Annotated in this window: 11 protein-coding genes; 8 read left to right on the top strand and 3 right to left on the bottom strand. The window is 62.7% G+C overall.

Annotated features, from left to right (window positions below):
- Window positions 1–100 precede the first annotated feature (100 nt).
- The 3 genes from K408_RS0108585 to K408_RS0108575 form a co-directional block, all read right to left on the bottom strand.
- Window positions 101–310 carry a cold-shock protein gene (locus tag K408_RS0108585; RefSeq protein ID WP_015686739.1) on the bottom strand — a complete coding sequence of 70 codons (210 nt, stop codon included), beginning with the start codon at window positions 308–310 and terminating at the stop codon, window positions 101–103.
- 257 nt (window positions 311–567) lie between these two features.
- Window positions 568–900: a DHCW motif cupin fold protein gene (locus K408_RS0108580; RefSeq protein WP_024338193.1), complete on the bottom strand. Its 333-nt coding sequence runs from the start codon at window positions 898–900 to the stop codon at window positions 568–570.
- A 146-nt stretch (window positions 901–1,046) separates the two neighbouring features.
- The gene (locus K408_RS0108575) at window positions 1,047–1,418 is read right to left on the bottom strand and encodes a nuclear transport factor 2 family protein (protein WP_024338192.1); all 372 of its coding nucleotides are present in this window, start codon (window positions 1,416–1,418) and stop codon (window positions 1,047–1,049) included.
- Between the two features lie 146 nt (window positions 1,419–1,564).
- Between K408_RS0108575 and guaA the strand changes: the two genes are divergently transcribed.
- From guaA to K408_RS0108525, 8 genes are all read left to right on the top strand, one after another.
- Window positions 1,565–3,163 carry a glutamine-hydrolyzing GMP synthase gene (gene guaA / locus K408_RS0108570; RefSeq protein WP_024338191.1) on the top strand — a complete coding sequence of 533 codons (1,599 nt, stop codon included), beginning with the start codon at window positions 1,565–1,567 and terminating at the stop codon, window positions 3,161–3,163.
- 152 nt (window positions 3,164–3,315) lie between these two features.
- Complete coding sequence (locus K408_RS0108565) at window positions 3,316–4,623, top strand: cation:proton antiporter (RefSeq protein ID WP_024338190.1); 1,308 nt, start codon at window positions 3,316–3,318, stop codon at window positions 4,621–4,623.
- Between the two features lie 258 nt (window positions 4,624–4,881).
- Complete coding sequence (locus K408_RS0108560; protein ID WP_024338189.1) at window positions 4,882–6,330, top strand: cytochrome ubiquinol oxidase subunit I; 1,449 nt, start codon at window positions 4,882–4,884, stop codon at window positions 6,328–6,330.
- The gene (gene cydB, locus K408_RS0108555) at window positions 6,327–7,337 is read left to right on the top strand and encodes a cytochrome d ubiquinol oxidase subunit II (RefSeq protein ID WP_024338188.1); all 1,011 of its coding nucleotides are present in this window, start codon (window positions 6,327–6,329) and stop codon (window positions 7,335–7,337) included. The genes K408_RS0108560 and cydB overlap by 4 nt, the downstream gene beginning before the upstream one ends.
- A gap of 460 nt (window positions 7,338–7,797) precedes the next feature.
- The gene (locus tag K408_RS0108540) at window positions 7,798–8,904 is read left to right on the top strand and encodes a thioredoxin domain-containing protein (protein WP_230646506.1); all 1,107 of its coding nucleotides are present in this window, start codon (window positions 7,798–7,800) and stop codon (window positions 8,902–8,904) included.
- Between the two features lie 236 nt (window positions 8,905–9,140).
- A complete protein-coding gene (locus tag K408_RS0108535) occupies window positions 9,141–10,208 on the top strand; it encodes a linear amide C-N hydrolase (RefSeq protein WP_035697904.1) in 1,068 nt (355 codons plus the stop codon).
- A 189-nt stretch (window positions 10,209–10,397) separates the two neighbouring features.
- Window positions 10,398–11,441, top strand: a complete 1,044-nt coding sequence (locus K408_RS0108530) for a linear amide C-N hydrolase (RefSeq protein ID WP_024338185.1) — start codon at window positions 10,398–10,400, stop codon at window positions 11,439–11,441.
- A gap of 172 nt (window positions 11,442–11,613) precedes the next feature.
- On the top strand, window positions 11,614–12,873 hold the full coding sequence (locus K408_RS0108525; RefSeq protein ID WP_024338184.1) for a serine hydrolase domain-containing protein: 1,260 nt from the start codon (window positions 11,614–11,616) through the stop codon (window positions 12,871–12,873).
- The last annotated feature ends 88 nt before the right edge of the window (window positions 12,874–12,961 follow it).

Raw genomic sequence — 12,961 nt, 5'->3', positions numbered from 1 at the left:
CGGCCTCAAATACAAAACCCCGCGCACCGGATCCCGGCCGCGGGGCTTTCTGAGTCTAGCGTTCTGCCGGTACGTCCGTGGTCAGAACGATGCGCAGGCGTTAGCCGACGCGGAGATTGTCAGCCGAGGACTTGCCGCTGCGGCGATCGGCGACGATGTCGAACGAGACCTTCTGGCCCTCGTTGAGGGTGGAGAGGCCGGCGCGCTCGACCGCGCTGATGTGGACGAACACGTCCTTCTGGCCGTCGTCCGGCTGGATGAAACCATAACCCTTTTGGGTGTTGAACCACTTCACGGTGCCCATAGCCATGGGAGTTTCCTTTGTTAGAGAGGGTACGCACGCGGACCGGTACGCGTCGCTGCGCCCTTGATCCTGTTCAGTCGATGTTTGGAGAAGTCATCTGAAGCGTGCGCGCCCGTCGGTAACGAAGCGAAGCGGCCCAGTCGTTCGGCCAAGTATCGATGATCACAATATAGCGAGAATTTTGGGCTACTTCAAGGCACCACCCGCGGCTCGGCATGTCGCGCGTGTTTGCTATTTTGCGGTGCAAATTAACCGTTGCGGCTTCAATCGACGATGAAGAGCGTGGCGCCCGTCGCGGTCGAGGACCGGTGCGCGGCGTCGCCAAAATCCGACACCTGGTAGCTCATTCCCGCCGTAAGCTTGAACTTGCGCCCGTCGCGCAGCTCGGAGTCGAGGTCGCCCTTCAGCACGTAGAGCACGTGGCCGCGGTCGCACCAATGATCGGCGACATAGCCCGGCGAATACTCCACCATCCGCACCCGTAGATCGCCGATAGTGAGCGTGCGCCATTTTGCCTCGCCGCTCTCGCCGGGATGCGTGGTCACGTCGATCTTGCTCCAGTCGGTGACGGTGAAGGGGGAGGTGGGGAGCTTCATGGGGAGTCCTGAATGGGGGGCGATGCTTGGCGTAATGACATAGCAACAAACTCCGTCATTGCGGGGAGCCTCCAACGAAGCAATCCAGGACTGTATCCGGGGATAGATACTGGATTTGCTTCGCTACGCTGGCAACGACGGACAGGCTAGTGCACCAAATGGTTCGCCGAGCCCTGCACGATCAGCCCTGCATCGTTCACCCGCAGATACTCGCAGATCTTCTTCCCGCGCTCGTTCGCATAGAACACCACGACGCTGTCGGGGCTGACGAACAGATCGATCAGCGAGAAATGCAGCTCCGGCAGCAGCCCGAGTGCCTTGCCCCAATAGGCGCGCAAAGCCTCCTTGCCCCGCACCGTGCCGCTGGCGTCGAACCCCATCGCGGGGATGCGGTCCGAGGTCATCACGGCTGCCTCGTCATAGAGCGCGAGCACGCGCTCGAGGTCGCGCGCGTTCCAGGCCTCGACCCAGGTGCGGCCGAGCGCGGCCAGCATTGACGGTGGATGATGCTGTGGCATGACGTTCTCCCTGATGGCCCTCTCGGGGGGCGGATATAATAGGTCAGTATTACTGACCTTTATAGCCCTGTCCATGCCCAAAGAAGCATGTGGGCGCGCGCAGCCGCGCGGTTGCGGCCCGGGCCGCGCCAGCGTATCTGCTGGCCATGACAGCAGCACAGAACGACCGCTCCGCGTCGACGCCCTCGGTGGCCTCGGCGCACGACAAGATTCTCATCGTCGACTTCGGCAGCCAGGTGACGCAGCTGATCGCGCGTCGCGTCCGCGAGGACGGCGTCTATTGCGAGATCGTCCCGTTCAACAAGGCCGAAGCCGCCTTCGACGAGATGAAGCCGAAGGCGGTGATCCTCTCCGGCGGCCCCGAGTCGGTGCATGAGGCCGGCTCGCCCCGCGCGCCGCAATCGATCTTCGATTCCGGCGTGCCCGTGATGGGTATCTGTTACGGTCAGATGACCATGGCGGCACAGCTCGGCGGGGAGGTCGAGGGCGGGCATCACCGCGAGTTCGGCCGCGCCGATGTCGAGGTGAAAGCCGACAGCCAGCTGTTCGCGGACGTCTGGTCGTCGGGCAGCAAGAACCAGGTCTGGATGAGCCATGGCGACCGCATCACCAAGATGCCGCCGGGCTTCTCCGTCGCCGGCACCTCGCCGAATGCGCCCTTCGCGATCATCCAGGACGAGAGGCGCAAATATTACGGCCTGATGTTTCATCCCGAAGTGGTGCATACGCCCGACGGCGCAAAACTCATTCGCAACTTCGTCCGCAAGATCGCCGGTCTCACCGGCGACTGGACCATGCGCGCCTTCCGCGAGGAGGAGATCGCCAAGATCCGCGCGCAGGTCGGCAAGGGCAGGGTGATCTGCGGCCTCTCCGGCGGCGTCGATTCAGCGGTCGCGGCCGTCCTGATCCACGAGGCCATCGGCGACCAGCTCACCTGCGTCTTCGTCGATCACGGCCTGATGCGCCTCAACGAGGCCGAGCAGGTCGTCGACCTCTTCCGCCACCACTACAACATTCCCCTCGTGCACGTGGACGCCTCGAAACAGTTTTTGGGCGAACTCGAGGGCGTCACCGACCCGGAAGCGAAGCGCAAGACCATCGGCCGCCTCTTCATCGAGGTGTTCGAGGCCGAGGCCAAGAAGATCGGCGGCGCCGATTTCCTGGCGCAAGGCACGCTCTACCCCGACGTGATCGAGAGCGTCTCCTTCACCGGCGGACCGTCAGTCACCATCAAGTCGCACCACAATGTCGGCGGTCTGCCCGAGCGCATGAACATGAAGCTCGTCGAGCCCTTGCGCGAGCTGTTCAAGGACGAGGTGCGCAAGCTCGGGCGTGAGCTCGGTCTGCCCGAAATCTTCGTCGGCCGCCACCCGTTCCCGGGCCCGGGCCTTGCCATACGCTGCCCCGGCGAGATCACCCGCGACAAGCTCGACATCCTGCGCAAGGCGGACGCCGTCTACATCGACCAGATCCGCAAGCACGGCCTCTACGACGAGATTTGGCAGGCTTTTGCGGTGCTGCTCCCGGTCAAGACCGTCGGCGTCATGGGCGACGGCCGCACCTACGACTACGTCGTGGGCCTGCGCGCCGTCACCTCGACCGACGGCATGACCGCGGACTTCTACCAGTTCGACATGAAATTCCTGGGCGAGACGGCGACGCGCATCATCAACGAGGTGAAGGGCGTGAACCGGGTGGTGTATGATGTGACGAGCAAGCCGCCCGGGACGATCGAGTGGGAATGAGAGAGCCGTATTGATTTAGGGGGACGGCGGTCCTTTGTCGAACGGTGAGATTCACCGCGTCGTTCGCGTGCGCCGAAACAATCGCAGGTGTCGACAGTTCACGGCTGCTCTCCGCGTGTGAACCGTTCACGGCTCTGCGGCGTTAAAGGGATGTGCAAGTCTCCTCCTTTGCCCCAGAGCCATACATCCTGATCCTGACAGGAGCGGGCCTGCTCATCGCGCTCGTTGCCTGGCTACCACTCGCCCTAAAGCGGCTTCCCCTGTCTCTGCCGATCGTCTGCATCGGGATTGGTGCTGCGATCTTCTCGCTGCCGGCAGTCTCGCTCCGGCCACTGCCGCTCAACTACCCGGACTTCACCGAGCGTTTCACCGAGTTCGTCGTGATCATTGCGCTGATGGGGGCCGGCTTGAAGCTCGATCGCCCGTTCAGTTGGCGAAAGTGGAGCGTAACCTGGCGGTTGCTGGCGATCACGATGCCGATCGGAATCCTTGCAATCACTGCATTGGGGGGATGGATGCTGGGCCTGCCCTGGATCGCGGCGCTGTTGCTGGCGGCGAGTCTGGCGCCGACCGATCCGGTGCTCGCGTCCGACGTCCAGGTCGGGCCTCCCAAGACCGGGGAAGAGGATGAGGTTCGCTTCGGGCTGACATCCGAGGCAGGCTTGAACGACGGCTTCGCCTTCCCGTTCGTGAATCTTGCGATCGCGCTCGGTTTGGCGATGGCAACGGGTGAACCCTGGGCAGGGCAGTGGCTGCTCCACAATGTGCTGTGGGAGATTGGCGCCGGCCTCATCGGTGGCTGGCTCATTGGCCGGCTGTTCGGCTGGCTCACGTTTCACGTTCCCGCCGACACGAAGCTGTCGAGGACGGGAGACGGTCTCATCGCGATCGCGGCCACGTTCGTTTCTTACGGTGTGACAGAACTCATCCACTGCTACGGCTTCCTTGCCGTTTTCGTCACCGCACTGACGCTGCGCCGATCGCACCGCGACCACGAATTCAACAGGCAAATGCACGACATCACCGAGCAGGTCGAGCGGCTGGCCATGATGGTCCTGCTGCTGCTGTTCGGCGGGGCATTGGTCAGCGGTTTGCTGCGCCCGCTCGAGTTGGTGGACGTGGCGGCGGCGGCGGCGATTCTGCTCGTCATCCGGCCGATCGGCGGTTTGATTGCGCTGGCTGGATTCAAGGCTCGCTTCTCGGAGAAGATGACGCTGGCCTTCTTCGGAATCCGAGGTGTGGGCTCGTTCTACTATCTGGCCTATGGGCTCAACCATATGGAGTTGACCGTCGGCGAGCGGCTGTGGGCTATCGTTGGCCTCGTAGCGCTGTTGTCGATTCTGCTTCACGGACTGACTGTCACGCCGGTCATGCGACAACTCGACAGGAGTCAGGGTCGGGATCCAGACGCCGATGATGCTGCTCCACCGCCAAACGTGCAGAGACCGGCGTCGGCTTAGGATCGAACGATGCCCGGCACTGGCAGCTTCGACGCCGCGAGAACGCATTTGCGTCGAACGCACTCGCAGCTCGTCGGCTGCAGACCGTGCGGGGGGTAGGACATTCCGACGTCTTGAGACCGTAGTGTGCCAAGGATACCCTCCAGACAGTGCTCGCAGAATGCTTAAGACTCTCGACATCTGATGATCGAGGCAGCTGGAACCAGCGCAGGTTGAAAGCGTTAGCTGCGGGCCGCAATTGATGTCGGGGGCGGAGCTATGTCCGACTTACTGCCCAGCGCGTTGGATCTTGCGCGCTTCCAGTTCGCCTTCACGGTGGTCTGGCACTTCCTGTTTCCGGCCTTCACCATCGGACTCGCGAGCTATCTTGCCGTGCTCGAAGGTCTGTGGCTGTGGACGGGCCGCGGCGCCTATCTCGATACCTACCGCTATTGGTTGAAGATTTTCGCGGTCGCCTTCGCCATGGGCGTCGTGTCGGGTATCGTCATGTCGTACCAATTCGGCACGAACTGGTCGGTGTTTGCCGACAAGACATCGCCGGTGCTCGGACCGCTCCTCGGCTATGAAGTGCTGACGGCATTCTTTCTCGAGGCCGGCTTCCTTGGCGTGATGCTCTTTGGCCTTGGCCGCGTTGGTCCGCGCCTGCATTTCGTCGCGACCTGCTTCGTCGCGGGCGGCACCTTGCTCTCGGCCTTCTGGATTCTCGCCGCGAATTCCTGGATGCAGACGCCGACGGGACATGGGACGGGGCCGGACGGCCAGTTCATTCCCGAGAGCTGGCTCGCAATCATCTTCAATCCGTCGTTCCCCTATCGGTTCGCCCATACTGTCACCGCGGCCTACCTGACGACCGCGATGATCGTGGGGGCCGTGGGCGCCTGGCACCTTCTGCGGGACAGGATGAACGAACGCGCTCGCATCATGTTTTCAATGGCGATGTGGATGGCGGCGATCGTGGCGCCGATGCAGCTCCTGATCGGCGATCTGCATGGCGTGAATTCGTACCACCATCAGCCGGTCAAAGTCGCGGCCATGGAAGGCCACTTCGAGACCGAACGCCGTGCGTCCTCCATCCTGTTCGGCATGCCGGATGCCGAAGCCGGGGTGACGCGCGGCCAAATTGCCATTCCTGGCTTCGCGAGCCTTTATCTGACGCACAGCCTTGATGGAGAGGTCAAGGGGCTCAAGGCTTTCCCGAAAGATACATGGCCGACCAACATTCCACTCGTCTTCTGGGCGTTCCGCATCATGGTCGGCCTGGGAATTCTGATGATCGTGCTCGGCATGGCCTCGCTCGTTCTGCGTTGGCGCGACGGGCTGTACGACACCCCGTGGCTGCACCGCTTTGCCGTGGCCATGGGGCCGTCGGGGCTGATCGCGGTGACGGCCGGATGGACGGTGACGGAGGCGGGACGCCAGCCATTCACGGTTTACGGACTCCTGAGGACTGCCGATAGCGTCGCGCCGATCGCCGCGCCGGCCGTGGCCGCGTCACTGGCGGCATTCGTAGTCGTGTACTTCGTCGTGTTCGGCGCGGGGATCGCGTATCTGTTTCACCTCTTCCGCCAGACGCCTGAAGCCGGCGAGCACGGACCGCCACAGGGCCAGCCGGTCCGCACGGCCGGCATTACGCCGGCCCCAGCGTTGATAGCCGGGGCGCCGGCGACACACAGAGCAGAGTCGCGTCAAGCGGGGATCAGGCCATGAGCATCGACCTCACACTGATATGGGCCCTGCTGATCGCCACGGCCGTGCTGCTCTACGTGATGATGGACGGCTTCGACCTTGGCGTCGGCATCCTGTTTCCGGCCGAGGTGGCGAGAGCCGACCGCGACGTCATGGTCAATTCCGTGGCACCGGTCTGGGACGGCAACGAAACCTGGCTCGTCCTCGGCGGCGGCGGATTGTTCGCGGTGTTTCCGCTGGCCTACGCGACGATTTTTCCCGCGCTCTACATGCCGCTTATTCTGATGCTGCTCGCGTTGGTGTTTCGCGGAGTGGCCTTCGAAATGCGGTTTCGAGCGCGGACGCCCGCCGGTGAAACATGGTGGGACCGCGCCTTCTCGTGGGGCAGCTTTGCCGCCGCATTCCTCCAGGGCGTCTGCCTTGGCGCCATCGTGCAGGGCATTCGTGTGGAGGGGCGTGCTTACGCCGGCGGGTGGTGGGACTGGCTGACGCCTTTCTCGGTTCTGACCGGTATTGCCCTGGTTGTCGGCTACGGCCTGCTCGGCGCGTGCTGGCTGGTTTGGAAGACCGACGGCGCGCTTCAGGCACGCTGCCGCAACTATGCACGCGTTCTCGGCTTTGCGACGCTCGGCTTCATTGCCGTCATATCCGTGATGATGGTCATCCAGAGCCCGGCGTTCCGGGAGCGATGGCTGACGCTGCCAAACATGCTTTACGCAGCGCCTGTGCCAGTTCTCGTGGCCCTGCTGGCATGGCGCTTTCATCGCGCGCTCGGCAAGGGCGAGGATGTGGTGCCGTTCCTGTGCGCGCTTGGCTTCTTCGTGCTGTCCTACATAGGGCTTGGCATCAGCATGTGGCCGATGATCGTGCCGCCCTCCATTACGATCTGGCTGGCAGCCACGCATCCCAGCAGCCAGTTGTTCCTGCTCGTCGGCGCGGCGGTGCTGGTGCCGGTGATCCTCGTCTATACTGGCTACGTCTACTGGATATTTCGCGGCAAGGTGCGGCACGGCGAGGGGTATCACTGATGCTGCGTGTGTCTCGAACCTGGAGGCAGCTGTTATGGTTCGTGGCGCTGTGGGCGGCGGGTGTGATTACGCTGCTGGCGATCGCAATGCCTATCCGATGGCTGCTGAAGACGGGGTAGAGAAGCTGCCGATCGATGGCCTTGGTCAAGGCTGCGGCAAGGAACGCGAGCAGAAAGGACCGCTGCGAAGCGGCAGAGTGCAGCGACGATCCCCTCGGGAAGCCCGTGCATCGCCATACCGAGCGCGACCAGCGCAAGCACGCTGGCCAACCGATCGAGTAGGCTTCACTCCGCACGACGTGCTCTCTCGTAGCGGGAGTCGAACTGGCGTGGTTTGACAAAGATCAACTTCAAGGGGCACCGCCAGGCAGTAGCTCAGGCTGTTCGCGTTCTCGGAGCCTGCCTGAATGATCCGTCTCTCGGCACTAAGTTCGACACGGCTGCGCATTGCGCTGGTCATCGTGCTCGGATTGATCTTTGCGGCCCTGCAACTCACTGCAAATGTTGCGCCGTCGCCTGAAAGCACGTCTGCTTGGCAGCACGATGGAAGGCTTCACGTTTTCTTTCATCCGGACTGCCCTCATTGCCACAGGGCCATCGAGTTTCTCAGGACACAACCGCGTGTCGATTTCGTCCTTCACGATGTGTCGAATTCGGCCAACGAAACCCTGTTCCTTGCCATTGCTCGTCAGCACGCCATACCGGAGCACGAACTTGGCGTTCCCCTCTTCGTGCGCGGCTCGCGCTACCTGCTCGGCTTCGAGTCGGCGGAGAAAACGGGCAGGGACCTGCTGGCTCTTGTGGCTGATGAGACCGCGATTGCGCGTCCGGAGGACGCCGCCCGCAAAATAAGCTTGCCGTGGCTGGGAGACATTGACCCCGTCGGTTATTCCCTTCCGACGCTGGGCATTCTGATGGGCCTCGCCGACGGCTTCAATCCCTGCGCCATGTGGGTCCTCGTCTATTTGATCTCGCTGATCGCGGGCATCAAGGACTACGGCAAGATCTGGTGGCTGGTGGGGAGCTTCGTCCTCGCGTCAGGCGTGCTCTACTTCCTGTTCATGACGGCGTGGCTGAACACATTCCTCGTGGTCGGTCATATCCGCCCGCTCACACAGATCGTTGGGCTGGTGGCGATCGGGATCGGCATCGATCATCTCTATGAGCTTGCCGTGACGCGTGGCGTGACCGTCTGCGACGTCGGCAATACCGAACAGCGGCAGCAGACGATGCAACGAATCCGCAAGATCGTCGCCGCGCCCGTCGGCCTGGTAAGTCTGCTGCTGATCGTCGGTCTGGCGTTTACCGTCAACGCGATCGAGTTCGCGTGTTCGGCGGCGCTGCCGGCGATCTACACTCATATGCTCGCGCTGGCAGACCTCTCGACCGGAGCATACTACGCCTACATCGGATTGTACGTAACGTTCTTCATGCTCGACGATCTCGTCATTTTTGGACTCGCGGCATTCACCGTGCAGAAGGTCATTGATACGCGCTATGCCGCGTTGAGCCGCGGCGCCGGTGGCGTGGTCCTGATCGGGCTTGGCCTCTGGATGCTGGCGCGCTGAGAATGGAGAGTCCCGGGAAGCGAACTTGTTATCTCTTGAAGTCAATGTACTACCAATACTTGCATAGAGCGGGAGCAAGGGGCGAAAGTCGGTCGTATCGCCGGATGAAGTGGTGTCGGAGGGCGTTCTTCTCGTTCCCGCTCCGCGACGGTTTGTTTGACCTACGTCATTGTGACGATCCTCGAAGCTGGTAGCGTGTTCCTGTCGGTTCAAACGCTGTTGCGAGGTCGATGACAATGAAGAGTCCGGCCCTATCGCGCATTTTCTCGGCGAGCCTGGCGGCTGTGATCGCCATCGCGCCATCGCTCTCGCTCGCTTGTACGCGACTGGTCTATCTCGGCGCCAACAATCAGGTCGTCACTGCGCGGTCGATGGACTGGCGGTTTGAGATGCCGACCAATCTCTGGATATTCCCGAGAGGCATGGCGCGCAGCGGCGAGGTCGGGCCGAACTCGCTGAAATGGAAATCCAAATTCGGCAGCGTGGTTGCCTCCGCTTACGACGTTTCGACGTCGGACGGCATGAACGAGGCGGGACTGGTCGCCAACGTCCTCTGGCTCACCGAGTCCGAATACCCGAAGTTCGGTCCCGGCAAGCCCGGCCTGTCCATTGCCGCCTGGGCCCAATACGTGCTCGACAATTTCGCCACCGTTCAGGATGCGGTTGCGGTACTCGAGACGGATCCATTCATGATCGTCACCGACAACGTGCCCGGACAGAAATTGCTCGCCACGCTTCATCTGTCTCTTTCGGACGCCACGGGCGACAGCGCGATCATCGAATACGTCAATGGCCGGCCGGTCATTCATCACGGCCGCAAGTACCAGGTGATGACGAATTCCCCGGTCTTCGAACAGCAGCTGGCGCTGAACGAATATTGGAAGGAGATCGGCGGCACGGTGATGCTGCCGGGCACCAACCGCGCCGCAGACCGGTTTGCGCGGGCATCCTTTTACGTCAACGCGGTTCCAAAAGATGAAAATCCCGACCGTGCCTTGGCCAGCGTCTTCAGCGTGATCCGGAACGTGTCGGTGCCGTTCGGCATTTCGACGCCGGATCAGCCCAACATTTCCTCGACGCGGTGGCGCACGGTGGCCGACCATCAACGCAAGCTCTACTTCTTCGAGTCCGTGCTGACTCCGAACACATTCTGGGTGGATCTCAAGACAATCGATTTTTCACCGGAGAAGGGGCGAGTGAAGAAGCTCGATCTTGGCCCCCAACAGTCGCGAATCTTTGCCGGCGATGCGACCGCGAATTTCCAGGAGGCCGAGCCATTCAAGTTCCTGGGTCTGCCGATGTGAGCGCCACCCGCTGCGACGGCGGCGCCAGGGGCCGATTCGATTTCCACGGTTCGAGCAAATTCTGCGAGGACCGATGTAAGCCCGAACCGGGGAAGTGGCTCGATCCGTGTGGTAGGCGGTGAGGGCGTTGACATTCAGCTTATATTGCCCCGACAGTCTGCCGATCGTTGCACGGTAACAGGTTGTCTTATGAAGAAGATCCGGATCTTTGGGCGGGTGGTTTGTATCGCCCTCACACTCACGAGCGCGGCCGCCGATGCCTGCACGCGATTCGTCTACGAGACGGGAAACAAGACCTATATCGTTGCGCGGTCGATGGACTGGATGGAGGATCCCAGGACCGATCTCTGGGCGTTCCCGCAAGGGATGGCGCGCGACGGAGGCGTGGGGCGTGGCTCCGTCTCCTGGACGTCGAAATACGGGTCCGTGGTCGCATCCTTCTACAACATCGCGACCGTCGAAGGCATGAACACCGCCGGCCTCGTCGCCAACACGCTCTACCTCGTCGAGACCGACTATGGCGACGCCAAGGCCTCGGGCAAGCCGCTGATGTCGGTCGGAGCCTGGACTCAATATGCACTCGACAACTTCGCGACAGTGGCCGAGGCCGTCGAAGCCCTCTCGCGCGAGCCGTTTGCCATTGTCGCGCCAGCGCTTCCCGATGGCAACGCCGCAGGCGGGCACCTGTCCCTGGCGGACGCCTCCGGGGACAGCGCGATCTTCGAGTACGTGAAAGGCAAGCTCGTCATTCACCACAACCGATCCTATACGGTCATGACGAACTCGCCGCCTTTCGACCAGCAGCTGGCGATCTCGACCTACTGGAAAAACATCGACGGCCTCTCGTTCCTGCCGGGCACGATCAATTCTTCCGACCGCTTCGTGCGCGCGAGCTGGGCTCTCCAGTATGCTCCGAAGGAGAAGGACAACAGGCTGGCAGTGGCCACGTCCTTCTCCATGATCCGCGCGATCTCGGTGCCGCTCGGCCTTGCCGAGGCGGGCAAGCCGAATATCGCCGGGACCATCTGGCGCTCGGTTTCCGACATTCAGGCCAAGCGGTACTATTTCGAGTCGTCCTACAATCCCTCGATCTTCTGGGTTGACCTCGCCAAGCTCGATCTGGCCGCCGGCTCCAAGCCCCGCCGCCTCGATCTCACCAGCCGCCCGATCTATGCAGGAGAAGTGTCGGACAAGTTCGCACCGGCCGAGCCCTTCAAATTCCTGTCGCAGTGAAAGGAGAGGGCGACTAGCGTCGCTGTAGCATAAGCAGATCGGGCCTCTGCCTGGTCGCAGCCGGCCGCTGCTGCCGTCCCGACCGCGCGTAGGCGCCCGGCGCAAACGTCGGATCTCCGTCACGTCCTCTCGTGATACGACATCCGTATCGCCCCCTCCGGAGCCCGCCTTGATGCCCGTCGCGACTGCCGCCAGCCAGCCTCCCGCCACTGCCGTTGAAACCGACCCCGAAGCCCTCGGCTGGATGCGCGGCTTTCCGCCCTCGCCCGACCGCACCATCACCTTCCAGGACGGCTCGTTCCGCAGCTTCCCCGAACTGCGCTGGGCCTGGAGCAACATCCGCCAGCTGGTGCCGACGGTGAATGTGTGGCGCGGGGCGGGGCCGGCGTCGGTGCTGCCGCGGGACGACCATGACATCGGCACGGTCGCTTCGACCACGATGGACGGCCGGCCAATGACGTTCGCGAAGATGCTGGAGGAGACCTATGCCGATGGCATCGCGGTTTTGCACCGGGGCACGCTGATTTATGAGCGCTATTTCGGCGCGCTGAAGCCGCACAAGCCGCATATCGGCATGTCGGTGACGAAGTCGTTCACCGGCGTGCTCGCCGGCATGCTGGTCGCCGAGGGCAAGATCGATCCGCAGGCACCGGTGACGGACTACGTGCCGGAGCTGAAGGCAAGCGCGTTTGGCGATGCGCGCGTGCATGAGGTCATGGATATGACCACGGGGCTCCTCTACACCGAGGTCTACACCGACAAGAATTCGGACGTGTGGGGCCTGCGGCGTGCCAACGGCATGGCTCCCATCCCGCCCGACTACGACGGCCCGACCACCATCTTTGATTTCCTCATCGCGCAGAAGAAGCAGGGCGAGCACGGCAAGGCCTTCGCCTACAAGACCGTCAACACCGACGTGCTCGCTTGGATCTGCCGGCGCGTCAGCGGCATGTCTCTCTCCGATTTGCTCTCCGAGCGCATCTGGCAGCCGATGGGAGCGGAGGAGGACGCGCATTATCACGTCGATCGCATCGGCACGGAGAGCGGGGGCGGCGGTCTCTCCACCACGCTGCGCGATCTCGCCCGCTTCGGTGAGACCATGCGCAATCACGGCCGCTTCAACGGCCGCCAGATCGTGCCGCCGAGGGTGGTCGAGGATATCGCGCGCGGCGGCGATCCCGAAAAATTCAAGCCGGCCGGCTACACCACACTGCCCGGCGCGTCATACCGTAATCAGTGGTGGGTCACCCACAACGAACATGGCGCCTACATGGCGCGCGGCGTTTACGGTCAAGGCATCTACATCGACCCCAAGGCCGAGATGGTGATCGCGCGCTACGCCTCGCATCCCATGGCCGGCAACGCCGCCAACGACCCGCTGACGCTGCCGGCCTACATGGCGCTGGCGAAGGCGCTGATGGCGGGCGGGTAGGGCGCGTCAAGACTGGCTTCTTCGTAGCCCGGATGGAGCGAAAGCGAGATCCGGGACGAACGAAGTGAGTTGCGCGACTGCCCCGTCA

The sequence above is a fragment of the Bradyrhizobium sp. in8p8 genome (assembly GCF_000426845.1).
GTDB lineage: Bacteria > Pseudomonadota > Alphaproteobacteria > Rhizobiales > Xanthobacteraceae > Bradyrhizobium > Bradyrhizobium japonicum_C.
The sequence above is the reverse complement of the archived record's forward strand: the minus strand, read 5'-3'. Positions and strand labels throughout refer to the sequence as shown.